The organism is Roseibium limicola (genome assembly GCF_017313085.1).
GTDB classification, from domain to species: domain Bacteria; phylum Pseudomonadota; class Alphaproteobacteria; order Rhizobiales; family Stappiaceae; genus Roseibium; species Roseibium limicola.
Genome location: NZ_JAFLNF010000002.1, coordinates 236765 through 261140 on the forward strand (window position 1 = coordinate 236765; position 24376 = coordinate 261140).

Below are 24376 nucleotides of genomic sequence, written 5' to 3' on the forward strand. Positions count from 1 at the left end.
TGATAACGGTTCGGAGCGTTCAAGGCCCCGTCCCGACCTGGCTCAGAAGCCTGCTGCAGCAGTCTCCAATTTCGGCGGTGAGAACACTGGCCCGCAAGGCGACAGCCGGATGTTTTCACGCAAATTCTTGAAAGGCAGATCCTCAGCGTTCAACGCCATCGGTCCTGGCGACTTGCACACCAGAATGGTTTCCGCGATCGGCGTGAAGTCGGCGCGGAAGTGGACGGAGCTTTTGTTGACCAAAATGGCCTGCTCGGTCGGTTCAATGCCAACAAAGCGATACATCGACTGATCCGCCAGCTGCACCTTGCGACTGGCAAGAACCACCCGAACACCGCCGATCCGCACGCAGGCCGATGGCCCGAGATCCATATGGGTCGCGCCGAAGAAAGGCCCGGTTGCGGTGAACTGGCCATCCGACAGCTTCTCGACCACAAAGTCTGCGGTATAGACCTCGTCGCCAGCCACACCGGATTTACCGCCAAGGCTGAGGGTAACAGTTACCCCCTCGCCCGCTGCATGGACTTTCGCCGCTGCATCCGGATCGACCATCAGACCGAGCGCGGCCTTTTGCGCATTGGCTTCAACCAGCGCCTTCAGAATGCCGGCCGTGTTGGAATCGCCGCCGGCACCCGGATTGTCCTGGGTATCGGCAATCACCACCGGCCTGCTGGCGGTTTCCGCCAGAGACTGTGCCAGCGCGATGCAGGCGGCAGGCTCATGCGCCTCACCGTTGAAATCACACTCGCGGTAGAGAATTTCGGCGCAGATATCGTCCGCGGCAGCTTCCGCGGCCTCAGACGTCTCGCCATAGGCCAGAACGCAGGGCGAGCAATCGGCAAAATCGGCAGCCGGAAAGCCCATCAGGAATGATGTCGACGTCACCTGCCCGGCCTCGGTTCTGGCAACCAGATCATACAGGCTGCGCGCCGGCTCGATGTCCGTCGACTGCCACGGAATCGGGATCAGGAATGGCAGCTGGCGGAATGCCTTGGCAAAGGGCGCGCCTCGGGCCATCAGCTTGTCGAGTTGCACAGCGGTGCGACGCCCGCTTTCGGCCATATCGACATGCGGATAGGTGCGATAGGCGACCAGAACATCGGCCTCATCGACCATCTGCCGGGTGACATTGCCGTGCAGGTCCAGGGTTGCGGCGACAGGCACATCCTTGCCGACAGCCGCACGAATGCGCGCCAGGATTTCGCCTTCGCCATCGTCATGATGCTCACAGACCATGGCGCCATGCAGATCGACGTAGACGCCATCCAGTGGGCCGGCAGTCTTCAGCCGGTCGATCAGCTCATCGAGAATGGTCTCGAAGGCCTCCCGGGTGACATGTGCCGAGGGGATGGCCACGGTCCACAGCAGCGGCACCAGGTTCCATCCGGCAGCCTCGCCGTAAGCCACGGCTCCGGCGGCACCGATGTTGATGCCCGGACAGCGTCGCAGAATTTCATCGCCACGGCTCAACGGCATGTGACCGCCGCCCTCCAGAAACCGCTCATACGTGGCGGGTGACGGGGCGAAGGTGTTCGTTTCGTGCAGAAAACCCGCAATGGCCACATTCTTTGTCATGGCTTGCCCCTTCCAGATTCAATCGTCATGCGATCAGCCGACCTGTCCTGAATGGCCGGTGATGGAATTGGCGCTGTCGGCCCATGGCCTGACGGCACCATCCCGGCAAATTTGCCATTAAGTATCGCATTGCAATACACTTGTATCTGTTTTAATGCTAGCGACGAAGGCCGCCTCCGGTCAATCTCCAAACCGATGCAATTGAAGGCAAAATGAGCCCAAAGTTTTTGCGCTCTCTGCAGAGCAACCGACCCGATCTGCCAGAAGCAGAGAAAGACCCCCTTTACGTACAGTCCCTGGGCCGTGCGATGCAGGTTCTTTCGGCCTTCCATCAGACTGACAAACCGCTGACGCTTCAGGAAATTGCCACTATTAGCGGCGTTGGCCGCTCGGCTGTCCAACGAATGGTCTTCACCCTGCGGGCCATGGGCTATGTCGACCGGGATCCGGATGACCGCGGATATGTTCCCGGCCTCAGAATCCTTGATCACACCCTTGATTTTCAGCGGCTTAATCCGGTCGTGGTAAAAGCCGCTCCGGTGCTGCTGGAACTGCGCCGCATGGCGCGCGAACGGATCGACCTCAGCCTGTGGGACGATCTGCGGCTGGTCTATGCGTCGCGCCTGCAAAGCAAACGAGAAATCCTGTCCTCCACCCTCATCGGTCACAAGGTGCCGCTTTTTTGCACATCCGGCGGCTGGGCGATCCTCGCCCACCTCACCGATGCGGAGGCAGACGCCCTGCTGACCCGCTCCGACCGGACGCAGTGCACGCCCAAGACCATCACCGACATCAAGCAGCTGAAGCGAGAAATCGCCAAGGCCCGGGAGAAAGGTTACGCGGTTGCCCACGAGCAAATCCTCAGCGGCGAGATCGCCATGGCGGCCGCCATCCTTGATGCCAACCGCAGGCCGGTTGCCGCCATTCATCTGGCAGCCTCGCTGGCGGAATGGTCTCCTGAAGAGTTTGAGAAGCAGTTCGCTCCCCTGATCATCCAGGCCGCCCGAACTGTCAGCCGGGCCTGAGGAGACGCCCGCATTGGCTCAAATCTCCGGCCAGTTGGTGATCGGACCACGAGCCTGTTCATAAGCAAGGGCTGCAGCAAGGACCGCCGTATCGGCAAAGCGTGGCGCGACGATCTGCAAACCGATCGGCATGCCACTCTGCGAGAATCCGCAATTGATCGAGCAGGCCGGCTGGTCGCCCATGTTAAAGGGCATGGTGAAGGCGATATGCTCGAACGGCCTGGCCGGATCATTGGTCGGCGACGGCAGTTCTGCGGGATAGCTGACGATCGGATTGACCGGTGACAGTAACAGATCGACCCCGCAAAGTGCTTCCGCCGCAGCCTGACGAATGGCCAACATCTGGTCAAAGCCGGCAGAAACCCGTGCCCCGGACAGATCAGCCGCAGCCGATGCCCATTCCAGAATGTAAGGCAGCACCTTGGCACGGCGCTCTGCATCAAAGCTCACCATCGTGGTCCAGAAGCGCGCCCGCCAGAAGTCATCCAGCCCATCCAGCATGGTGCGGGTCAGAAGTCCGTTGATCTCGATGATCTCCGCCCCCTGCGCCTCGAACCAGCGGGCCGCCTCGGCGACCGCGTCGCGCACATCCGCATCGACGTCCAATCCGCAACCCGCATCCAGCATCAGGCCGACGCGCTTGCCCTTGAGGTCCATTGGCGCCACATCCCAGCTTTCCGCCATCGGCGGCAGCGAGGTCGCATCGCGCCAATCGGGCCGAGACAGGCTTTTCATCAACAGCACGCTGTCCTCGACCGTGCGCGTCATCGGGCCGATGCAACGGCCTGGATAATAGGGATAGGCGGGAACCCGTCCCTGGGTCGCCTTGAAGCCGAACAGGCCTGTCCAACCAGCGGGAAGTCGCACGGATCCACCGATATCCGTACCGATATGCAGCGGACCATAGCCCGCCGCACCAGCTGATCCGGCCCCTGCACTGGAGCCACCCGGATTGGTCGACAAGTCCCACGGATTGCGGCTGAGCTTGTGGAAAGTGGAGAGTCCGGAACTCAACATGCCGAAGTCCGGACAGGTGGTTTTGGCAAAGAAGATCGCCCCGTCCTCACGCAGACGCGCCGACGCGGGAGCGTCTTCCGTGGCCGGAATCATGTCAGAAGCCGCCGTGCCATTGGGGATCGGATCCCCCTTGGTGGCCAGCAGCTCTTTCAGGCTGACCGGCATACCATCGAGAGGCCCCAGTGGCGCGCCCTTCTGCCAACGGCTTTCCGACAAGCGGGCTGCAGCAAGCGAGTCTTCAGGCCGAAAATCCCAAAGCGCACAGACCTTTGGCTCGCGCCGCTCAACCCGGGAAATCAGGGCGGTCATATAGTCGACCGGCGACAGGCTACCGTCTTGAAAGCGGGCCAGAATATCAACCGCCGGAAGATCCAGAAGGGCCTCGTCGCCAATTTCACTCGTCACTGCATCCACCAATGCCATCGCCCAATTCCTTCATCTGCCGGTCGAGGTTCACTCTTCTGGCTGAGAAGCTGCACGAGAACCCGATGCTCAAACAATTCAAATCATGAACACGCAGCGTTGCGAAAAGCGGAGCACTAAAGTTCTAACGCAAGGAAACTCCTTGAAAGTCGGAAAGCAGCAGCAACGCCAAATGGCGGGAAAACCTTTCAGCCGCAAAACTCAACGACGTGTCCTGCGGCAGGCTGAGCTGCAACTGGGTATCGACGCGGGCATCCGGCGCCAGAGGCCGTGCCACCAGCTGCCCCAATTCCAGATCGCGCACGACCGAAAGCTCCGGCAGGATGAGAAGCGTCGCCCCAAGCCGGGCCAGCTCCTTTTGCACAGTCATGGAGGCGGTCGTGAACGCCACGTCGGCAGGGGCCATGCCTGCCCGCTTCAGCCGGGTTTCCAGCGCCTGACGCAAAGAGTAGGAGCGGTCGGGCAAGGTCAGCGGCACACTTGCCAGGTCCTCCAGCCCAACCTGCTTCAGCGCGGCCAGAGGATGGTCCGGCGCCATGATGGCGCGATAGGCCAGTGGCACCTGAACCCTTGCATTCACCCGTACGTCATCGGGGGAGAACATGGTCAGCGACAGATCCGCATCCCCCCGCGCCACTGCCATCAATCCATCGCGCGCGGAGCTTTCGACGATGGTCAGGCGCACGGCTGGATAGTCACGGGCAAAACTGGCCACAGCATGGGCCAGAACCGAGCCGCTGGCAGCACCATTGACGTGGACGCACACTTCACCACGTCGCAACCCGCGCAGATCATCGATGAATTGCTTTGCCTGACCGAAGGAGCGGTTGGCGCTGTGCAGATGCTCTGCAACCACTTCGCCTGCCGCCGTCAGCTCAATACCCCGCGCGCCCCGCTCCATCAGCGGAGCGCCGAAATAATACTCAAGATTGTCCAGCTGCCGCGAAATGGCCGTGGCAGAGACCCCGAGGTTCTGCGCCGCCTGACGGATCGAGCGGCATTTCACCAGCTCGTTGAAATAGGTGATCGCTTGAATCTGCATGATACCCCAGGGCTTTACGGGTCAGATGTTCGTCGCCTCAAGCTCGGTTCAGGTCTCTATGTCGGCAAACAGCGGCACGACATGATCGCGCGCGACACCAATGTGGAAGCGTAGAGCTGCCGTCAACTGCATCGGATCGCCGCGCTCCAAGGCTTCGAGAATGGGCTCGTGGGTTTGAGCGATCTTGTGGGGGTCGTCATAAAGCTGACCGATCAGCGTAATTCCGGCCCGCATGTCGATGGCGATATCATCATAGACCTTCAGCAGCCGGGCATTGCCGGAGAAGGCACAAAGCATCCGGTGGAAGGTGTAATCCTCGGCGATCTGCTCCTCACCAAACCCCTGATCGGCCAGCTGATACAGCTTCTCGACCTGACGCTTGAGCATATCGATTTCCCGTTCGCCGATTCGATCCAGAGCCAGCAAGGCCCCATGGATTTCGAGCCCCAATCGCAATTCGTAGATGTCGTAGAGATCCCTGGACGAAAGCGTACGCACAAAAAAACCGCGGCGCGGCTGTGACACCACAAGGCCCTGGCTCTCCAGCAGCCTGGCTGCCTCGCGCACCGGCGCCCGACTGGTTCCGAACTCCTTGGAAAGTCGCAGTTCCGTCAGCCGTTCCCCTGGCTTCAATTTGCCCTGAACAATCGCTTCAGCGATCTGTCGGGCGATTTGCTGCACCAGGTCCGTTGCTTCCAGAGCCTTGAAGACCCCCGCCCCGTTCACCCCATGTGAGTTGCTCATCATCTTCTCATGCCAGTCCGTCGAACAAATTCTCCTCATCCGACGCCATTTCATTTTCGGGCACGCTTTTTTGCTTCGCACCCGACCGACAAACTCGACCGCTTTCGCGGCATCCGCCTGCTCATATCCGGAGCAGGTTGTGATCTTCCCGCATTGCGGTAGCACAGAATTGCTTAAAAAATGAATTTTGTCGACAATTGACACAAGCCTCCTGTCATGTTTGCCTAACACCCAACGGCAGGCGAGCATCGCACCGCTGAACACTGGCTGTTTGCCGATTGTGAATAGCGCGTCCAGGAATTGGTATTCGACCTGCCCACCGCACACACGATGTTTGAAACCGCAAGGCGCTTCCATGACCCAGATCTCCGCGATCCCGACCTCCTCAGAACAGCCGAAAGAACGAATCGAGCTGGCTGCTGCCTATCGGCTGATCGCCCACTTCAACATGGACGACAGCATCTTCACCCACATCTCGGCCAAAGCTCCTGACGACGAAGGCGAGCATGCTTTCCTGATTAACCCCTACGGCCTGCGCTTCGACGAAGTGACCGCCTCCAGCCTGGCCACGGTCGACATCGACGGCAACATCCTGCGCGACACCCATGGTGCGGGCATCAACAAGGCAGGGTTCACCATTCACTCTGCCGTTCATGCCGCCCGACCGGAAATCAAGTGCGTCCTTCACACTCACACGGTCGCCGGCGTTGCCATTTCCTCGATGGAGGAAGGCATCCTGCCGCTCAACCAATGGTCCCTGCAGTTTCACAACCGCATGGCTTTTCATGACTACGAGGGAATTGCACTCGACCTGGCCGAGCGTGAACGTCTCGTCAACGACCTCGGCGACAACAAGGTCATGATCTTGCGCAACCACGGTCTCCTGACTTGCGGCCGCACGGTTGGCGAAGCCTTTTCCCTGATGTTCAACATGGAGCGTGCCTGCAAGGCACAGCTGGCCATCATGTCTTCTGGCGGCACGCCCAAGAAGATTGATCCTGAATTGGCCGAGAAGACCGCCAAACAATACGAAGGCTGGGACAAACAGCATTCCGGCAACAAGCCGGATCCACAGTGGGACGCTTTCCAGCGCCTGGCCATCAAGCACTATCCGGACCTCGTCAACTAAGACCCGGAGAGACCAAACCCAGACAACCATCAGCTCCGGCGGGAACAGAGACAAAAGTCCGACCGCCGAAAACCCGAGGGGAATTCGAGTATGCTGAAGAGACTGACTGCCCTGGCTGCGACACTGATCGTAGCTGCCGGAACGGCCTATGCCGATCCGATCGCCGGTGGACGTGCAAACGTCGTCATCCAGCCGGAACCGCCCAGCCTGATGCTGGGTCTGGTTCAGAACGGACCGACCCAGATGGTCGCCGGCAACATCTACGAGAGCCTTCTGCGCTATGACGAGAACCTGGAGCCCCTGCCCCAGCTCGCCAAGTCCTGGGAAATCTCTGAGGATGGCCTGACCTACACGTTCCACCTGTTCGACAACGTCAAGTGGCACGACGGCGAAGCGTTCTCCGCCGACGACGTGGTGTTCTCCGCCGACGTTTTCCTGCGCGAGACACACACCCGCCTGCGCTCGACACTGGAGCATGTGGAATCCATCACCGCGCCGGACGCGAACACGGTCGTATTCAAACTGAAAGAACCCTTCGGTCCGTTCATCGGCGTCTTTGAAGGCGGCACCATGCCGATCGTTCCAAAGCACATCTATGAAGGTACGGATTACAAGACCAACCCGGCCAACAACCATCCTATCGGCACCGGTCCATTCAAGTTCGTCGAGTGGGTCAAGGGATCCCACATCCTGCTGACCAAGAACGAAGATTATTACATCGATGGTCTGCCGTATCTCGATGAGATCTATTGGCATGTGATCCCGGATGCGGCATCTCGCGCCGTTGCCTATGAAACCGGTGTCATCGACATCCTGCCAGGCGGCTCTGTCGAGAACTTCGATGTTTCCCGCCTGACGGCAATGGACAACTCCTGCGTCACCGACAAAGGCTGGGAATTCATCGGTCCGCTGTCGTGGATGTGGCTGAACAACCGCGAAGGACCGACCGCCGACAAGCGCTTCCGTCAGGCTGTCATGTACGCCATGGACCGCGAATTCGCCAAGGATGCCCTGTGGAACGGCCTCGGCAAGGTTGCGCAGTCGCCGGTTTCATCCTCCACGCGCTTCTATTCCGACGACATCAACAAGTATGATTACAATCCGGAAAAAGCGAAGGAACTGCTGGCGGAAATGGGCTACGACGGAACACCCGTGCGTCTGCTGCCCCTGCCCTACGGTGAAACCTGGCAGCGCTGGGCTGAAGCCATCAAGCAGAACCTCGAAGAGGTCGGCATCAAAGTCGAAATGGTTGCCTCCGATGTTGCCGGTTGGAACCAGAAGATCTCCGAGTGGGATTACGACATGGCCTTCACCTACCTCTACCAGTACGGTGATCCGGCACTCGGCGTTGCGCGGACCTACATTTCGTCCAACATCGGCAAGGGCTCGCCCTGGAATAACGTTGAAGGCTACGAAAACGCCAAGGTCGATGAACTCTTCGACAAGGCTGCTGTGGCTGTGACCAAGGAAGAGCGCCAGACGCTCTACACCGAAGCCCAGCAGATCCTCACAGACGACGTGCCGGTGGCATGGCTTCTGGAACTCGGCTTCCCGACCATCTACCGCTGTAACGTCAAGGACCTCGTCACGACTGCCATCGGCATCAACGACGGCTTCCGCGACGCTTACATCGAAGAAAAATAAGGCATTCCGCCTCTTCAAGACCGCGCGGACTCATTCCAGGGTCCGCGCGGTCTACATCCAAGACATAAGCCCTTAAAGAGGCACCAGAGGACGGATGCTGCGCTTTATCGCCCTTCGACTGGTCAAGGCCGCGATTATCCTGATCGCGATCGTGACCCTGAACTTCTTCCTCATCCACGCCGCCCCCGGCGATCCAGCCGCCGTGATGGCCGGCGAGGCCGGGGCCGCGGATGAGCTCTTCCTGCAGCAATTGCGCGAACAATTCGGGCTCGACCAGCCACTGCTGACCCAGCTCTGGCTCTATCTCGTTGGCGTGGTGCAGCTGGACCTCGGCTTTTCCTATCGCCAGCAGATGCCGGTCGCCGAGCTGATCGGTGCGCGCTTGCCCGCAACCCTGCTGCTCACCGGGACCGCTTTCGTCATCTCCATCGTCTTCGGCACATTAGCCGGTGTGATGGCCTCGGCCCGCGTCGGCAAATGGTCCGACACGCTGATCTCCACCACCGCCTTGCTGTTTTACGCCACCCCGCTTTATTGGGTCGCGCTGATGGCCGTGCTGCTGTTTTCCGTCCAGTTCAACTGGCTCCCCGGCTTCGGCTACGAGACAGTCGGCGGCAATTATGAGGGCTTTGCCCGGGTGCTCGACATCGCCAAGCATCTGGTACTGCCGGCCACAACCCTCGGCCTGTTCTTCATGGCGGTCTACATGCGCATGACCCGCGCGTCCATGCTGGAAGTCTCGACGCTTGATTTCGTCAAGACCGCCCGCGCCAAGGGGCTGAAGAAGAGCGTCATCCAGCGCCGTCACATCTTCCGCAACGCCATGCTGCCCGTCCTGACCCTCGCCGGTCTGCAGGCCGGCCAGCTCGTCGGTGGCGCCGTGCTGACGGAGACCGTCTTCGCCTGGCCCGGCATCGGCCGCCTGATGTTCGAGGCTCTCGCCCAGCGCGACTACAACGTCCTGCTCGGCGTGTTCTTCGTCTCCGCCGCCATGGTGCTTCTGTTCAACCTGATCACCGATATCCTTTACCGGGTCGTCGATCCGAGAATTCGGGCCTCGTGATGAAAGACTTCTGGCAACGTTTCCGCCGCAACCGTGGCGCCGTGATCGGACTGGTGCTTCTGCTGGCCGTGATCCTCATCGCCCTCTTTGCACCCCTGCTGTTTCCGCAATCGCCGTGGAAGATGGTGCAGCGTCCTTTCCTGCCGCCCTTCGACATGGGTCAGTATCCGCTGGGTACCGATGCGCTGGGCCGCAATGTCATCGCCGGTCTCGCCTATGGCGCCCAGGTGTCCCTGTTGATCGGCCTGGTCTCCACCGTGGTGTCTCTGGCCATAGGCATTCCGCTCGGCGCCTTCGCCGGTTATTTCGGTGGCTGGATTGATGACAGTCTGATGCGCTTCACCGAGTTCTTCCAGACCGTGCCAAGCTTTGCGCTGGCCATCGTGCTGGTCGCCATCTTCGAGCCCAGCGTGATGTCCATCATTGCCGCCATCGCCATCGTCAGCTGGCCACCGGTCGCCCGACTGGTGCGCGGCGAGGTTCTTTCCCTGCGCTCGCGGGAATACGTCGAGGCGGCGGTTCTCTCCGGCCAGAAGACCAGCACCATCATCTGGCGTCAGATCCTGCCCAACACCCTGTCGCCGATCATCGTGCTTGCCTCCCTGATGGTTGCCACTGCGATCCTGCTGGAAAGCTCGCTCTCCTTCCTCGGGTTGGGCGATCCCAACATGATGTCCTGGGGGTACATGATTGGCGCGGCACGCACCGTGATCCGTCAGGCCTGGTGGCTGTCGTTCCTGCCGGGACTGGCCATCGTGCTCACCGTTCTGTCGCTCAATCTCATTGGAGAAGGCCTGAACGATGCCCTCAACCCACGCCTCAGCCGCAAGGGGAAATAAGATGACCGATCCTGTTTCCTCTGCCTCTGCTCCGACGCCTGTCGTAACCATCACCGACCTGCAGATCTCCCTGCCGGAAGGCGCTGATCGCCCCTATGCGGTCGACGGCATTTCCTTCCATCTGAACGCCGGAGAAATCCTCTGCATCGTCGGGGAAAGCGGCTCGGGCAAATCCATGTCGGCCAACGCCATGATGGGGCTTCTGCCGGATCTGGTGAGCCCCACAGGCGGATCGATCCTGTTTGACGGCATTGATCTGCTGACCTTGAGCGAAACCCAGCTGCTGGATCTGCGCGGCAAGCGCGTCGCGATGATCTTTCAGGAACCGATGTCTGCGCTCAATCCTCTGATGCGGATCGATGACCAGATCGCGGAAGTCTACGAGGCCCATGGCCTGCTGACCCCGTCGGAACGCAAGAAGCGCGCAATCGAACTGTTGACGGAAGTCGGTATCCCCGAGCCGGAAAAAGCAGCTCGGGCCTATCCGTTCCAGCTCTCCGGCGGCCAGCGCCAGCGTGTGGTGATTGCCATGGCGCTCGCCCTTGAACCCGACGTGCTGATTGCCGATGAGCCGACAACGGCGCTCGACGTCACCACACAGGCCCAGATCCTTCATCTGATCGCAGATCTTCAGAAGCGCCACGGCATGGCGGTGATGTTCATCACCCATGACTTCGGCGTGGTGGCGGAAATCGCCGACCGGGTGGCGGTGATGCAATTCGGCAAGATCGTCGAGGAAGGCACGGCCAAAGAAGTTCTCGACCATCCGACCCACGACTATACCCGCAAGCTGATTGCTGCCATCCCGACACTTCACACCGGCGACGCCTCTGCACCGATTGAAACCGCCCCCGCGCTGGAGGTTATCGGCCTGACCAAGTCGTATCGTTCCGGCGGTGGGTTCTTCGGCGGCCCGGAGCGCATCGTCCATGCGGTGAAGGATATTTCCTTCAAGCTTGGCACAGGTGAAACTCTTGGGGTTGTCGGCGAAAGCGGATCGGGTAAATCCAGCGTCGGTCGCTGTCTGGTGCGTCTGCAGAACCCGGATGCCGGCTCTGTCCTGCTGGATGGCGAGGATATGGCACATCTGTCCGGTGAAAAGCTGCGGACCGCCCGCAAGTCGATCCAGATGATCTTTCAGGACCCCTTCGCCTCGCTCAACCCGCGCTCCAAGGTCGGCCGTATTATTGCCGAAGGCCCCATTGCTCACGGCACACCGTCAAAGCAGGCCTATGCGCGGGCGGCGGAGCTTCTCGAACTGGTTGGTCTCGACCCGTCCGCCATTGACCGCTATCCGCACGAGTTCTCAGGCGGCCAGCGCCAACGCATCGGCATTGCCAGGGCTCTCGCACTGGAACCGAAAATCATCATCGCCGACGAGGCTGTCTCGGCGCTCGATGTCTCAATCCAGGCCCAGGTTCTCGACCTGCTCGATGACCTCAAGAAGAAGCTCAACCTCTCCCTGGTGTTCATCACCCACGATCTGCGTGTCGCAGCCCAGATCTGCGACCGTATCGCCGTGATGCAACGCGGCGAGCTGGTCGAGCTTGGCACCGCCGACGAAATCTTCAACGCCCCGAAACAGGACTACACCCGCTCGCTCATCGAGGCCATTCCAGGCCGACAGCGGGAACTGGAAGCCGCATCATGACAGACACCCCATCGTCGCTTCTCTCCGAGGAGCTGAACAAGGCCATCCTGCAATCCGTCGAGGATGGCTTTTCTGAGCAGATCGATTTCACCTCCGACATGATCCGCTTCCCCTCCCTGCGCGGCAAGGAACGCCCAGCGCAGGAATGGCTTGCAGACGACCTGAAAAAGCGCGGCTATCCGGTCGAGAGTTTCGTCGTCGACGTGGAGAAGATCCACGATCATCCGGGCTTTTCGCCGGTCAACGTCGATTACTCCGACGCGCTCAACGTCATCGCCACCCACACCCCGCGAGAGATCAAGGGAAAGTCGCTGATCCTCAACGGCCATATGGATGTGGTGCCGGAAGGCCCGCACGACATGTGGGAGGTCTCTCCCCCCTATGAGCCCAAGGTGGTTGGAGACTGGCTCTACGGCCGTGGCGGTGGCGACATGAAAGCCGGCATTGCCGCCAACATCTTCGCCCTCGAAGCCCTGAAGCGTATCGGCTACCAGCCGGCAGCAAAGGTTCACATCCAGTCGGTGGTGGAAGAAGAGTGCACAGGCAACGGGGCGCTCGCCTGTCTGGTGGAAGGCTATACCGCCGATGCTGCCATCATCCCCGAGCCGGAAGACGAGCAGCTGGTGCGCGCCAACTGCGGCGTTCTGTGGTTTGAAGTCATGGTATCCGGCCACCCGGTGCATGTGCGCGAAGCAGGCACCGGCGCCAACGCCATCGAAGCCAGCTTTCGGGTGATCGAAAGCCTGAAGCAGATGACCGAAGAGTGGAACGCCGAGAAGGTCAACCACCGCTACTTCGAAGAGCTGGAGCATCCGATCAACTTCAACGTCGGGCAGATCGAAGGCGGCGACTGGGCCTCCTCTGTACCTGCCTGGTGCAAGATGCAGTGCCGCATCGCCATCTACCCCGGCGACGACCCGAAGGACCGGGCCAAGCAGATCGAGGAGCATCTGGCCAAGGATCTGGCCGGTGACAGCTTCCTCGGCAATCGGCCACCGCAAATCACCTGGAACGGCTTCTTCGCCCGGGGCTATGTGCTGGAAGAAAACACCGAGGCTGAAAAAGCCCTGGCCGTCGCCCATCGCCGCGCCACCAACAAGGAGCTGACCAGCTTCGTGACACCAGGCTATCTCGATGCCCGTGTCTTCGTCATCTATGCCGATATGCCGTGTCTGGTCTATGGCCCGGTCACCGAGAGCATTCACGGCTTTGACGAGCGGGTCAGCCTGTCCTCGATCAAGCGGGTGACAGGCGCCATTGCGCTGTTCATTGCCAGCTGGTGTGGACTTGAGAAAATCGAGGCCGGAGACGCCAAGTGATGCGAGATGCCCCAGTTGAGGGCGTCTATCTCAGCGGTGTCTATGACCTGCAGGAGATCTACGCCCATCACTTCGCCCCGTTTGCCGATCGCGTGCGCATTCGTCTGCCGAAGGACATTGAAGATCCGTCAAAGATCACCTTTGCCGTCACCTGGCTGCCGACCGCCGATGCCTTCGACGCATTCCCAAATGTGCAGCTGGCCTGTTCCATCGCCGCCGGCGTCGACAGTATCGTCACCTGCCCCAGCCTGCCCGACCACGTGCATGTGACACGGGTGCAGGACGACAACCAGGCCGACCTGATGGCCGGGTTCGCCGCCTGGCACGTGATCTGGCATCACCGCAACATGGGGTTCTATCTCGACCGTCAGGCCAAGGGCGTCTGGGAACATCAGAACTTCGACCGGGCCCCAAGCCCGAAGGACTATACGGTCGGCATTCTCGGCTACGGCCTGATGGGCAAAGCAATCGGCACAGCCGTTGCTGCCATGGGCTTTCCGGTGGTGGCAGCCGTGCGCAGCGCGCCATCTGACCCGGCACCCGCCGGGGTAACGTTTGAAACCGGCGAAGGCTCGATCCAGCGCGTAGCGGCCCGATCCAGCGCCCTGATCAACGTGCTGCCGCTGACCGAAGCCACCGAAGGTATTCTCAACCGCCAACTGTTTGACGTCATGCCCAAGGGCGCGGTGCTGATCCAGCTTGGCCGCGGGCGCCATCTGGTCGATGCCGATCTGGATGCCGCCCTTGACAGTGGCCAGCTGGCCGGCGCGTCGCTGGATGTCTTCCATGTCGAGCCGCTGGCCGAAGACCATCCCTGGTGGCGTGACCCGCGTATTCTTGTGACCCCGCATCAGGCCAGCGATTCGTCGCGTGCCCTGATGGCGACCCAGGTGACCGAAGCCGCCTGCTCCGTTGCCCGAGGCGAAACACCCGCCCACACAGTGGACAAGCGCCGCGGCTACTGAGCCCGGCCTGGAAAGACAGATGATGAAAGCGATTTTTGACGAGCGTCAGCTAAAGCACAACCCGGAACGCTATTTCCGCCGTGGGGCCTATATCCCCCATCCCGAGCAGCCGGAACGCGCCATTCTCATCCGCGACATGCTGGTGAAGAACGGCTTTGCCATCGACACACCGTCGGATTACGGCGTCGAGCCGATCAAGGCGGTGCATGATCCGGCCTATGTCGACTTCTGGAAGGATGCCCATGCCCGCTGGCGCGCCGAAGCCGGCGACGCGGAAGCCATTCCGACCTATCATCCCGGACGCCGCGCCGGTCGCCCCTCGTCGTCGATCTACGGCCAGCTCGGCTGGTGGGCGACAGACACCTCCGTGCCGCTCACAGAAAACACCTACGAGGCGATCTACTGGTCGGCCCAGACGGCGATCGAGGCCGCCAACCGCGTTGTCGGCGGCGAGCGCATGGTCTACGGCCTGTGCCGACCGCCCGGTCACCACGCGTTGTCGAATGGCGCCAACGGCTTCTGCATCTTCAACAATGCCGCCGTTGCCGCCCAGGAGCTGCGCAAGTCTTATGGCAAGGTCGCGGTGTTCGACATCGACACCCACACCGGCAACGGCACGATGGATATCTTCTATGATCGCGCCGACGTTTTCGTCTGCTCGCTGCATGTCGATCCGGACGTCTATCCAACCTATTACCTCGGCTACGCGGATGAAACCGGGGAAGGTGCCGGCCAAGGCGCCACCCTCAACCTGACGCTGCAACCCGGTGATGGTGTCGAGGCCATCCTGACCCGCTTCCGCGAAGGCGTGAAAGCCATTCAGAACTTCGGTGCCGACGCACTGGTGATCTCGCTGGGGTTCGACATGGCCGAGGATGACCCGCTCTCGGTCGTCGGCATGACCGGAGAGGGTTTCGCCACCATGGCCCGCGAAATCGTCGCCATGGATCTGCCGACCGCACTGATCCAGGAAGGCGGCTACCTCGGTCCTTCCTTGCAGAACAACGCAGAAGTCTTCCTCACCACCTGCCGGGATGAGCTGCTAAAGACCGGCTGACACCCCTCGTTTGCCAGGCTTCGGGCTAAGGCCGGTCCCGCACCCAACCTCTCAGAACGCCGGCCGGACCCCCGCCGGCGTTCTTGGCATTTCGGGAGGCTTAGGGGTATCCGGCCCAAGTCGCAGCTTGGCGCACCAATCACACCTCGGCTTACACAGGCTCAAAAAGCTGAGCCGCGGCCTGTTCAAACGTCATCCGGCCGTCCTTGAAGCCCCACAGCGGTCGGGCGATCTCCGAGACAACCTGCACTCCGTCACGGGCAGGCAGGGCGACGAAGGTCGCCGCCTCGCCGACGGCGATCCGGTTGGACTGATTGATCAATCGTCTGGGCGCCTCCGTCACCATGTCAAAGCAGGCTTGCAACGCGCTGGCGCCGCTGAGCTGATGAACATTGGCATAGAGGTTGGCTATGCGCGACAGCGAGCAATCACCATACGGTGTGAAAGGGTTCAGCACATTGTTGGTGGAGACGGTGCAACACACGCCATGTTCGTGAAAGACGTGCGCTGGAGCAACCCCACGCGGCACAAGGTGATCCTCACCGCGTCCCATCAGGAAGAGATCCGTTGCCGGGAGCACGGTCAGGGCAATTCCCGCATGCTTGAGAAGGGCCACGGTGTCCATCAGTGCGGCGCGCGGCAGGGCCGACAACTTCGTCACATGGCCAATGGCCACCCGGCCTTGCCACCCATGTGACACCGTCTGCCGGGCGATTTCGTCCAGATGCCGCCAGGTTGGGTCCAGGTCGAAGTCCAGATGAAAATCCAGATCCACGTCATGGGCCTTTGCCATATCGAATAGAATGGCGATCTGGGCGTGCGGATCGCTGTCCACATAGGGGCATCCCCCAAGCAGGTCGGCGCCTTTCTGCAGGGCCTCTTCCAAAAGCGTCTGCGTTCCGGGATAGTTGGTCAAACCCTCCTGCGGGAAAACGCAAATTTGCAGATCAACAGCCCAGGCAAAATCGTGTTTCAGTTTCACAACCGCATCGAACCCGGCAAGCCCAATGCCCGGGTCTATTTCGACGTGGGTACGCATGGCGTTGGTGCCCTGGACGATTGCCTTTTCAAGCACCCGCTTGCCGCGCGCATAGACGTCTTCGGCGGTAAAGCTTTTCTTGGCGGCACCGACAGAGGCAATGGCCCCTTCCAGCGTGCCCGTCTCGTTATGGCAACGATCCAGAATGCAGGCCTTGTCGAGATGGATATGGCTTTCCACGAAACCCGCCACAAGCAGAGCGCCCTCAGCGTCCCGCTCGGGTCCATCTGCAGCCAGGCCCGGCCCCATAGCCTCGATCCGGCCCGCCTTGATGGCCAGGTCGATAAGCCCGTCAAATTCAGCAACCCTGACATTGCGAATGATCAGATCGGTCATTGAACGGCCTCCCGCCTGTCGGCAGTCTCGCCACCGCCCAGGTAGGCTGCGGTCAACCGCTCATCCGCGATCAGATCTTTCGCCGGTCCCTCCATGACGATGCGCCCCTGTTCCAGAACGTAGCCATAGTCGGCCACCGAGAGCGCCAGCGAGGCCATCTGATCGACCAGCAGGATCGTGATCCCGTCATCGCGCAGTTCACCAAGGATCGCATAGAGTTCGTTGATCATCGCAGGTGCAAGGCCAAGCGAGGGCTCGTCCAGTAACAGCACACTTGGACGTCCCATGAGACCACGGGCAATCGCCATCATCTGCTGCTCGCCACCTGACAGGAGCCCTGCCCGGCTGTGCAGCCGATCCTTCAGTCTGGGAAAGCGCGCCAGCAGCGCATCGATTTCATCCCCCGACATGGCTTTCCGACGCTTGTAGGCGCCCAGCTCGATGTTTTCGAGAACGGTCAACTCCGGGAACACCTGACGCCCTTCGGGCACCAGAACCAGTCCGCGTCCGACCAGGTCATGAGGCGCAAGCGTATGAACCGGGTCGTCGTTGAGAATGATGCTTCCCTCTACTGGGCGATGCAGGCCGGACAGGGCCGACAGAAACGTCGACTTGCCCGCCCCGTTTGCCCCCAATAGAGCAACCATTTCCCCTGGACGAACCTTGACGGACACATCTTTCAAGACCGGGGCGGCACCATATCCGGCCGTCAGTTTCAAGGTCGACAGAACCGGCGTTTGCACGGTCTCAAGCTGGCCCTTGCGCGGCAACGCCGGCGCTGAGCCGTCGCCCAGGTAGGCAGCAATAACGGTTTCGTTTGCCTGAATTTCCGCAGGGGTGCCAAAGGCGATCGGTTTTCCGGCATCGACGGCCTGAATCCGGTCGGAAATCCCCATGACAAGCTCCATGTCATGCTCGACCAACACCACCGCCAGTCCGAGATCCGCGATCTTGCGGAGGATGACTGCCAGCTGATCCTTGTCCGCACGCATCAGCCCTGCGGCCGGCTCATCCAGCAAGAGAACACCGGGTTTCATGGCCAGTGCGCGGGCGATCTCGACAAGGCGGCGATCAACATGCGGCAGGTCACCGGCACGCTTGTCAAAGTCTCCCATATAGCCGCAATACCGCAGCAGCCCTGCGGCCAGTGCGAGGTTCTCAGCTGATTCCACCTTCGCCAGGGGCTGGCCGAGACGCCCCCTGGACAGGCCGGAGATAACATTGGCGACGACGCTCATGTTTTCGAACAGTTTCGTCGTCTGGTAGGTGCGCGCGATACCGGATCGCGCCGCCTCAAAAGCCGGCAATCCCGAAAGGGCTTTTCCGGACAGAAGAATGTTGCCATCTGTCGGCTTGTAAAAGCCGCTGATCATATTGAGGATTGTCGTCTTGCCCGCGCCATTCGGTCCAATGATGGAGGTGACAGCGCCGGCAGGCAGCGACAGGCTGACGGAATCGACTGCCCGCACCCCGCCAAAGGAAATGCCCAGATTTTCAATTTCAAGTTTGTCAGGCTTCGGGTAACCGGCAAGCAGCGTTTCAATATCAGCAGCCGACTTGGGCAGGATCTTTCGGCCGGGCTTTGGCAGGTAGGCTGCGACGGACCCCACAAGACCGCGCGGTGCGATGAGCAGAACGCCCACCAGCAAGGCGCCAAAGAACAACAGCCGGTATTCCGCCAGACCAGACAGAAACTCCGGCAGGAGCACCGTGACCAGAGCCCCCGCCAGCGGCCCAAGCACGCTCCCCGCCCCACCGATCAGAACCGCAAAGAGAAACAGGATCGACTGGGAGAAGGGAAAATTGCTTGGCGCAATGAACATCATCAGCGGTGTGAACAATGCGCCCGCCAGACCTGCCATGGCAGCGGCAATGGCAAAAGCCGCCAGCTTCACGACAAACGGTTTGTATCCGAGCGAAGAGGCCGCGATTTCCGCATCGCGGATGCCTGTCATGGCCATGCCCCAGCCGCTGTCCGCCAACCGGCGACAAAGGTAGAGCGACAGACCGGCCAGACAGATGCTGAACAGAACGAGATCCGTTTCGGACAGCACATAGCTTCCAATCTCGGGCATGGGGAACCCCATCAACCCGTTCTGCCCACCGGTCATCGAGCGCCATTCGACCGCGCCGTGCTCCACGATGAAGGCGAAGGCAATGGTCACCATGGCAAGGAAAGGTCCCGCCATGCGAACGGCTGGAATGGCAAGCAGACACCCTGCCACCCCGGCGACAAACCCGGCAGCCGGCAACACGAGCCAGAAGCTGACACCATTGAGCAACAGAATGCCGGAGGTGTAGGCCCCAATGGCGAAGAACCCGACTTGCCCGAGCGAGACAAGCCCGGTCAGTCCATAGAGCACATTCAACCCCACACAAAGCACCGTCGTCAGCGCCACCAGGCCCATGACGAACTGAATGTAGCCGCCGCTGGCGAGCGTCAGGATGAGCCCACCGACAGTTAGCGCGAGGATGGACAGGTCAAGTCCGGTCCGGGACATGAAATTTAACATAGGAATTCCTCAGACCTTCTTGACCGCAGGACGTCCGAAAAGCCCATCCGGCTTCCAGGTCAGCGCCAGTATCAACAGGGCGAACACAATGATATAGGTGGAGGACGAGCCGAAATAGGTCGTCACCAGTGCCTCGACCAGACCGTAGATGAAACCGGCGAGCATCACACCGGACGCCGAGGTCATGCCGCCCAGAATGGCAACCGCGAAAGCTTTCAGACCAAACAGCGTGCCCATGTCGGAATGGACCGAAAGCAAGGGGGCGATCAGCAGACCTGCACCGCCGGCCAGCATGGCGGACAGGGCGAAAGAGCCCGAAACCATGGCGGTTGTATTGATCCCCATCAGCCGGGCTGCCTGACCATTTTGCACCACAGCCAGCAATGCCCGACCCTGAAGCGTCTTGCGGAACAGGAAATGCAGGGCAAGTGCAACGCCGACGGCGGCAATCGGGATCAGGACCTGCTGCGGATAAATTCCGGTTCCGGCAAACTGCCAGGTGGATTGAGTAAGGCTTGAGGCCAGCGTGCGCGGTTCGTTGCCGAAGGTGAAAAGCACCGCATTGTCCAGGAAGATGCCGCCAGCGACTGTCGCCATCAGCCAGGCTTCGGAATTGCGCTCCACGAAGGGGCGCACCAGCAGAACTTCAACAAGCATGCCGAAGCCGCCGCAGCACAGGACCGCCAAGGGATAGGCAATCATCCAGTTCATCCCGAGGCGCTCAATGAATACATATCCCAGGACCGCCCCAAGCATCACGACGCTTCCCTGGGCAAAATTGACGGTCTGCGAGACGGAATAGGTGATCTGGAAGCCGAGGGCGATCAAGCCGTACATGCTGCCGAGTCCAATTCCACTAACCAGGGCGGCGATCAGTAAGGTCATATGTTTTTTCCTGCGCGCGAAGGCGGGAGAGGATGGGTGTCGTCAGAGCAAGCAACCTCCCGCCAACCCGGCGGGAGGTCATGGCCAGGCTTATTTGACCGGGATGATTTGGCCTTCGACGAAATGCGCGAAGACATAGTCTTCAGGACCGATGGCGTCCTGATTGTCCGGTGAGAATGGATCCGCATAGGTCTTGATCAGACCTTCGATGTTCTCAATCTCATACATCGCCTGACGAATTGCAGGGCCGTCGGTGGAGCCGGCCTTTTCGATGGCAGCGGCCAGCAACAGCATCGAGTCATAGGCGTTGGCGATGCCCGTTGCCGGCGTCACATCGGCTGTGGTTTCGATTTCAGGAAACGCCGCCTGCAATTTGGCGAACATGGCGTCGCCCTTTTCGTCGCCTTCAACGAACAGGTAGGTCTGGATGAAATGCAGCTTCTCGCCACTCTTGCCCGCCAGTTCGGTAAAGCGGCCACCAGCCGGACCCCAATGGGAGGCAAGCGGCACATCCCAACCCATGCGGTCGAGCGATTTGATGACCTGAGCCGTCGGCGCAACATTGGCAACAACGAAGAGAGAATCTGCGCCGTTCTCCTTCAGACGGGTAAGCTGAGGAACAACGTCCACATCATTGGACTCAAACTTCTCGATGCCAGCGGTTTCCATGCCGCGCTTTTCAAGCGCCTTGGTCAGCCCCTTCTCGTTGGACTCTCCCCAGGGATTGTTGATGAGGATCATGCCCGGCTTCTTCACGCCGTGATTGGCGATGAGGTATTCGGTGATCGCCTCGTCGACGTATTCATCGACGGCCGAAACGCGGAAGATATAATTTTCCTCCGCGCCATTCTTGGTGATGCCGGTGCCAGCCGCCCATGGGCCGACGAAAGGCACCTTTGCCTGGTTGGCGAAGGGAACGATGGCAAAGGAAACCGGCGTATCGAGCCCTCCGATCAGAGCGGCAACGCCTTCACGCTGAACCAGCTCACGGGCTGCCACAAGGCCTTTGCCCGGATTGCTCTCGTCATCGCGGCTGACGAGCTCGATCGGCTTGCCGAGAACGCCGCCATTCGCGTTGATTTCGTCGATGGCGATGGTGAGACCACGGGTGATGGCCTGACCCGATTTCGCGGACTGGCCGCTGAGCGCAGCGACAAGGCCGATTTTCACAGTATCAGCAGCCAGGGCCGGCAGACTGATTGCAACGCTCAGTCCGACAACACCCGACATAAGGGCACGACGGGTCATTTGGGGAAGGAAGCGGGAAGTGCGCATGAATTACTCCTCTGGACGTCCGGACCGCGTGTCCGAATGCTCATGACGAAGCAAGACCAATGCCAACTATTTTTAATATTACAATTCAATAATTTAGCAAAAAACCTCGACCTGACGCCCAGGGCTTCGACGACTTCTGCACAAATCGCATGCGAAAATTGCATGCAATTTATGCATGCGAAATGCACGACGACTTCTATAGTCAGCTCAGACATGACACCGGAACAAGGATAGCTGCCATGAGCACGCACCAGGAAAATGCGCCCCTCACCGATGAAGCGCAAATCGTCCGCGACTTTCTTGAGGCCTCCATGAAGCCGGACCCGGACCTTGCCGCCACCTACATGGCTGACACCGTGGACATCACCTTTACGGGTGGACGGAAATTCACCCATCCCTCCGGCCCGACCGGCTTCAACGCGACGCGCTACAAATGGGTGAAGAAACAAATGGACCGCTTCGACGTTTCAAGCGGACCGGAGGGCACTGTCGTTTATTCCGTTGGAACGCTTTATGGCGAATGGCCGGATGGGACGCCCTTTGACGGCAATCGCTATGTCGACCGGTTCGAGGTCAGGAACGGGAAAATCGTCAAGATGGATGTCTGGAACGACAGCGCAGAACGCCTCCTGACACGCCTGGAGTAAAGACCTCCCCCCCGGGCTCAGGGCTCAGGGCGTGCGCTGACGGCACGCTCTGCTATCCATTTTCACGCACAGCTTTGGCGTAGGGTTCCAGCGCATCCAGATAGATCGCCGCATGGCCCTTCGTCTCATCCATCAGCAAGGCCCTATCGGCCACAGCGCCCAGATGGTGGCGCATCAGATCGCGTGCGCGCGCCTCATCGCCGGTCTTCAAAGCCTCGATGATTTCACGGTGCTCATGAATGCCGCAGTCGGTTGAATGAGGTCTTGCGTAAAGGGCCAGCGTCAGGCCGCAGCGATAGCCGACATCCTCGACATAGCGGATCAGAACGGGGCTTTCCGTCAACTGCGCCACCAGAATGTGGAACTCGGTCGCCAGCCGGATCGAAACCGGCTCCGGGCCGCTTTCCGCTTCGACTTCCCGCGCCAGATGCGCCTCCAGCGCTGCGAGCTTTCCCGGCCCGAAATTGGCGATCAGCCGCGACACCACCAGATCCTCGATCTGACTACGCAAGGCAAACAGGTCTCGCGCTTCTTCCAGACTGGGTGTGGCGACCACGGCCCCGCGATTGCGCCTGAGCTCAACCAGACCCTCTGCGGCAAGCCGCTCCAGCGCCTGCCGCACAATGGTTCTGCTGGCCCCGAAGCGTTCGCCAAGTGCATCCTCCGGCAATTTCATGCCGGGCAAAAGCGCTCGCTCGAGGATCGCAGTGCGCAGCGCCGCACAAATTTGCTCAGATCGGTTCATACTGGATCGATACACCCGAATAAGGGAGAAAACCAAGCGACATAATGCGCGCCCATTAACCGGACTTGTAAAGTCTCTGCGCTGCGCGATTTCCAAAACTGTCTGATATGAACACACTTTCGCGAACGCCTAGGCCACGACGCGCCTGACGTTGCAGCCAAATTCTGATACGGGCAGTTCAGCAAGAAAACCTTAAGGCTTGCGGAACACAATGAGAACAGCTAAGCTACGTTCATGATTTGTACTGGCGGATGATCGGTCCTCGATCGGCGTTGGTCCGCGACACGAGAGGCTGGGGATGCTGACCCGCAAGCAATATGAACTTCTCATGTTCATTCAGGAACGCCTGAAGGAAACCGGTGTTCCGCCGTCGTTTGACGAGATGAAAGACGCGCTCGATCTGCGATCCAAGTCCGGGATCCACCGGCTGATCACCGCCCTGGAAGAGCGTGGCTTCATTCGCCGCCTGCCCAACCGGGCCCGCGCCATGGAAGTCCTGCGCCTGCCTGAATCGATTTCCCCCGGCCTGGCCACACCGCCCCAGCGCGGCGCCTTCTCGCCGGAAGTCATCGAAGGTGACCTCGGCAAACCAGTGCGCGAGGCGCCCCCCTCGCTGCCCGTGGCCGAACCAGCCAGCACCTCTGTCGACATTCCGGTGATGGGCCGGATTGCTGCCGGTGTGCCGATCGAGGCCATTCAGAGCCACAGCCACTCCATCGCCGTGCCCCTGGAGATGATTGGCAAGGGAGAGCATTACGCGCTGGAAGTGCGCGGTGATTCGATGATCGAAGCCGGCATTCTTGACGGCGACACGGTGCTCATCCGCCGCACTGACAGCGCCGACAGCGGTGACATCGTCGTTGCCCTGGTCGATGATGAAGAGGCAACCCTCAAGCGCCTGCGCAAGAAGGGAGCCTCCATCGCTCTGGAAGCTGCCAATCCGGCCTATGAAACCCGCATCTTCGGCCCTGGCCGGGTTCGTGTCCAGGGACGTCTCGTCGGGCTCTTCCGCCAGTACTGATACTTCCCGACCTTGCAGAGAGATCAAGTTCCGGACCAGAAATGCTCCGGGACTTTTTTGTTCTGATTTTATGCCGGACTTCAAATTTCATCCACGCCTCTCCTCCGTCATTCTCGGGCTCGACCCGAGGATCCATGACGATCCGTTTCCACGCACTCAGGCTATGCCGAGACGTGAGGAAGCGGCATGGAGGCCATGCTGGTCTTCCGTTTGGGCCATGGCGTGACGCCGGGTGGGGATGTCAGGGGGGGGCACCATTGATTGTGCCCCCCCTCTCCGCCGTCATTCTCGGGCCTGACCCGAGGATCCATGCCGTTCCATCTCCACGCACTCAGGCTGTGCCGAGACGTGAGGGGGCGGCATCGATGCCATGCTGGTCTTCCGTTTGGGCCATGGCGTGACGCCGGGTGGGGATGTGCGGT

20 protein-coding genes are annotated in these 24376 nt (G+C 60.4%); 11 read left to right on the plus strand and 9 right to left on the minus strand.

Features of this window, described 5'->3' with window-relative positions; all coding sequences use genetic code 11:
• Positions 1-42: 42 nt before the first annotated feature.
• Positions 43-1575 carry a M81 family metallopeptidase gene (locus J0X15_RS04615; RefSeq protein ID WP_206938582.1) on the minus strand — a complete coding sequence of 511 codons (1533 nt, stop codon included), beginning with the start codon at positions 1573-1575 and terminating at the stop codon, positions 43-45.
• A gap of 212 nt (positions 1576-1787) precedes the next feature.
• On the opposite strand from J0X15_RS04615, the gene J0X15_RS04620 reads away from it, so the two are divergent.
• Entirely contained in the window at positions 1788-2600 is an 813-nt protein-coding gene (locus J0X15_RS04620) for an IclR family transcriptional regulator (RefSeq protein ID WP_206938583.1), read from the plus strand.
• 18 nt (positions 2601-2618) lie between these two features.
• Here J0X15_RS04620 and J0X15_RS04625 read toward each other — a convergent pair whose 3' ends face one another.
• The 3 genes from J0X15_RS04625 to J0X15_RS04635 form a co-directional block, all read right to left on the minus strand.
• A complete protein-coding gene (locus J0X15_RS04625) occupies positions 2619-4040 on the minus strand; it encodes an amidase (protein WP_206938584.1) in 1422 nt (473 codons plus the stop codon).
• Positions 4041-4164: 124 nt separating this feature from the next.
• A complete protein-coding gene (locus tag J0X15_RS04630) occupies positions 4165-5082 on the minus strand; it encodes a LysR family transcriptional regulator (protein WP_206938585.1) in 918 nt (305 codons plus the stop codon).
• A 48-nt stretch (positions 5083-5130) separates the two neighbouring features.
• Positions 5131-5826 (minus strand): GntR family transcriptional regulator, encoded by a 696-nt coding sequence (locus J0X15_RS04635; RefSeq protein ID WP_206938586.1) that lies wholly within the window; start codon positions 5824-5826, stop codon positions 5131-5133.
• A 355-nt stretch (positions 5827-6181) separates the two neighbouring features.
• Between J0X15_RS04635 and J0X15_RS04640 the strand changes: the two genes are divergently transcribed.
• From J0X15_RS04640 to J0X15_RS04675, 8 genes are all read left to right on the plus strand, one after another.
• On the plus strand, positions 6182-6955 hold the full coding sequence (locus tag J0X15_RS04640) for a class II aldolase/adducin family protein (protein WP_206938587.1): 774 nt from the start codon (positions 6182-6184) through the stop codon (positions 6953-6955).
• Between the two features lie 90 nt (positions 6956-7045).
• On the plus strand, positions 7046-8599 hold the full coding sequence (locus J0X15_RS04645; protein WP_206938588.1) for an ABC transporter substrate-binding protein: 1554 nt from the start codon (positions 7046-7048) through the stop codon (positions 8597-8599).
• Between the two features lie 94 nt (positions 8600-8693).
• On the plus strand, positions 8694-9662 hold the full coding sequence (locus tag J0X15_RS04650; RefSeq protein ID WP_206938589.1) for an ABC transporter permease: 969 nt from the start codon (positions 8694-8696) through the stop codon (positions 9660-9662).
• Positions 9662-10501, plus strand: a complete 840-nt coding sequence (locus J0X15_RS04655) for an ABC transporter permease (RefSeq protein WP_206939252.1) — start codon at positions 9662-9664, stop codon at positions 10499-10501. The genes J0X15_RS04650 and J0X15_RS04655 overlap by 1 nt, the downstream gene beginning before the upstream one ends.
• Before the next feature lies 1 nt (position 10502).
• Positions 10503-12152, plus strand: a complete 1650-nt coding sequence (locus tag J0X15_RS04660; protein ID WP_206938591.1) for an ABC transporter ATP-binding protein — start codon at positions 10503-10505, stop codon at positions 12150-12152.
• The gene (locus J0X15_RS04665; RefSeq protein WP_206938593.1) at positions 12149-13471 is read left to right on the plus strand and encodes an ArgE/DapE family deacylase; all 1323 of its coding nucleotides are present in this window, start codon (positions 12149-12151) and stop codon (positions 13469-13471) included. The genes J0X15_RS04660 and J0X15_RS04665 overlap by 4 nt, the downstream gene beginning before the upstream one ends.
• Positions 13471-14436 (plus strand): NAD(P)-dependent oxidoreductase, encoded by a 966-nt coding sequence (locus tag J0X15_RS04670; RefSeq protein ID WP_206938595.1) that lies wholly within the window; start codon positions 13471-13473, stop codon positions 14434-14436. The genes J0X15_RS04665 and J0X15_RS04670 overlap by 1 nt, the downstream gene beginning before the upstream one ends.
• A 19-nt stretch (positions 14437-14455) precedes the next feature.
• Positions 14456-15493, plus strand: a complete 1038-nt coding sequence (locus J0X15_RS04675) for a histone deacetylase family protein (protein WP_231710294.1) — start codon at positions 14456-14458, stop codon at positions 15491-15493.
• Between the two features lie 151 nt (positions 15494-15644).
• Here J0X15_RS04675 and J0X15_RS04680 read toward each other — a convergent pair whose 3' ends face one another.
• From J0X15_RS04680 to J0X15_RS04695, 4 genes are all read right to left on the minus strand, one after another.
• Positions 15645-16868: an amidohydrolase family protein gene (locus J0X15_RS04680; RefSeq protein WP_206938598.1), complete on the minus strand. Its 1224-nt coding sequence runs from the start codon at positions 16866-16868 to the stop codon at positions 15645-15647.
• On the minus strand, positions 16865-19381 hold the full coding sequence (locus J0X15_RS04685) for a branched-chain amino acid ABC transporter ATP-binding protein/permease (protein ID WP_206938602.1): 2517 nt from the start codon (positions 19379-19381) through the stop codon (positions 16865-16867). The genes J0X15_RS04680 and J0X15_RS04685 overlap by 4 nt, the downstream gene beginning before the upstream one ends.
• 9 nt (positions 19382-19390) lie before the next feature.
• Complete coding sequence (locus J0X15_RS04690; protein WP_206938604.1) at positions 19391-20266, minus strand: branched-chain amino acid ABC transporter permease; 876 nt, start codon at positions 20264-20266, stop codon at positions 19391-19393.
• A gap of 90 nt (positions 20267-20356) precedes the next feature.
• The gene (locus J0X15_RS04695; protein ID WP_408015319.1) at positions 20357-21541 is read right to left on the minus strand and encodes an ABC transporter substrate-binding protein; all 1185 of its coding nucleotides are present in this window, start codon (positions 21539-21541) and stop codon (positions 20357-20359) included.
• 239 nt (positions 21542-21780) lie between these two features.
• On the opposite strand from J0X15_RS04695, the gene J0X15_RS04700 reads away from it, so the two are divergent.
• Positions 21781-22188 (plus strand): nuclear transport factor 2 family protein, encoded by a 408-nt coding sequence (locus J0X15_RS04700; protein WP_206938605.1) that lies wholly within the window; start codon positions 21781-21783, stop codon positions 22186-22188.
• Between the two features lie 52 nt (positions 22189-22240).
• Here J0X15_RS04700 and J0X15_RS04705 read toward each other — a convergent pair whose 3' ends face one another.
• Positions 22241-22933: a GntR family transcriptional regulator gene (locus tag J0X15_RS04705; RefSeq protein ID WP_206938606.1), complete on the minus strand. Its 693-nt coding sequence runs from the start codon at positions 22931-22933 to the stop codon at positions 22241-22243.
• Between the two features lie 298 nt (positions 22934-23231).
• Here J0X15_RS04705 and lexA point away from each other — a divergent pair, with 298 nt between their 5' ends.
• Positions 23232-23954 carry a transcriptional repressor LexA gene (gene lexA / locus J0X15_RS04710; protein WP_206938607.1) on the plus strand — a complete coding sequence of 241 codons (723 nt, stop codon included), beginning with the start codon at positions 23232-23234 and terminating at the stop codon, positions 23952-23954.
• The last annotated feature ends 422 nt before the right edge of the window (positions 23955-24376 follow it).

Coding starts and splice junctions, on each gene's coding strand:
- J0X15_RS04620 (WP_206938583.1), top strand. CDS start 1,788: ATGAGCCCAAAGTTTTTGCGCTCTCTGCAGAGCAACCGACCCGATCTG.
- J0X15_RS04695 (WP_408015319.1), bottom strand. CDS start 21,541: ATGCGCACTTCCCGCTTCCTTCCCCAAATGACCCGTCGTGCCCTTATG.
- J0X15_RS04690 (WP_206938604.1), bottom strand. CDS start 20,266: ATGACCTTACTGATCGCCGCCCTGGTTAGTGGAATTGGACTCGGCAGC.
- J0X15_RS04630 (WP_206938585.1), bottom strand. CDS start 5,082: ATGCAGATTCAAGCGATCACCTATTTCAACGAGCTGGTGAAATGCCGC.
- J0X15_RS04650 (WP_206938589.1), top strand. CDS start 8,694: ATGCTGCGCTTTATCGCCCTTCGACTGGTCAAGGCCGCGATTATCCTG.
- J0X15_RS04625 (WP_206938584.1), bottom strand. CDS start 4,040: ATGGCATTGGTGGATGCAGTGACGAGTGAAATTGGCGACGAGGCCCTT.
- J0X15_RS04680 (WP_206938598.1), bottom strand. CDS start 16,868: ATGACCGATCTGATCATTCGCAATGTCAGGGTTGCTGAATTTGACGGG.
- J0X15_RS04655 (WP_206939252.1), top strand. CDS start 9,662: ATGAAAGACTTCTGGCAACGTTTCCGCCGCAACCGTGGCGCCGTGATC.
- J0X15_RS04705 (WP_206938606.1), bottom strand. CDS start 22,933: ATGAACCGATCTGAGCAAATTTGTGCGGCGCTGCGCACTGCGATCCTC.
- J0X15_RS04615 (WP_206938582.1), bottom strand. CDS start 1,575: ATGACAAAGAATGTGGCCATTGCGGGTTTTCTGCACGAAACGAACACC.
- J0X15_RS04660 (WP_206938591.1), top strand. CDS start 10,503: ATGACCGATCCTGTTTCCTCTGCCTCTGCTCCGACGCCTGTCGTAACC.
- J0X15_RS04675 (WP_231710294.1), top strand. CDS start 14,456: ATGATGAAAGCGATTTTTGACGAGCGTCAGCTAAAGCACAACCCGGAA.
- J0X15_RS04685 (WP_206938602.1), bottom strand. CDS start 19,381: ATGTTAAATTTCATGTCCCGGACCGGACTTGACCTGTCCATCCTCGCG.
- J0X15_RS04665 (WP_206938593.1), top strand. CDS start 12,149: ATGACAGACACCCCATCGTCGCTTCTCTCCGAGGAGCTGAACAAGGCC.
- J0X15_RS04640 (WP_206938587.1), top strand. CDS start 6,182: ATGACCCAGATCTCCGCGATCCCGACCTCCTCAGAACAGCCGAAAGAA.
- J0X15_RS04700 (WP_206938605.1), top strand. CDS start 21,781: ATGAGCACGCACCAGGAAAATGCGCCCCTCACCGATGAAGCGCAAATC.
- lexA (WP_206938607.1), top strand. CDS start 23,232: ATGCTGACCCGCAAGCAATATGAACTTCTCATGTTCATTCAGGAACGC.
- J0X15_RS04670 (WP_206938595.1), top strand. CDS start 13,471: ATGCGAGATGCCCCAGTTGAGGGCGTCTATCTCAGCGGTGTCTATGAC.
- J0X15_RS04635 (WP_206938586.1), bottom strand. CDS start 5,826: ATGAGCAACTCACATGGGGTGAACGGGGCGGGGGTCTTCAAGGCTCTG.
- J0X15_RS04645 (WP_206938588.1), top strand. CDS start 7,046: ATGCTGAAGAGACTGACTGCCCTGGCTGCGACACTGATCGTAGCTGCC.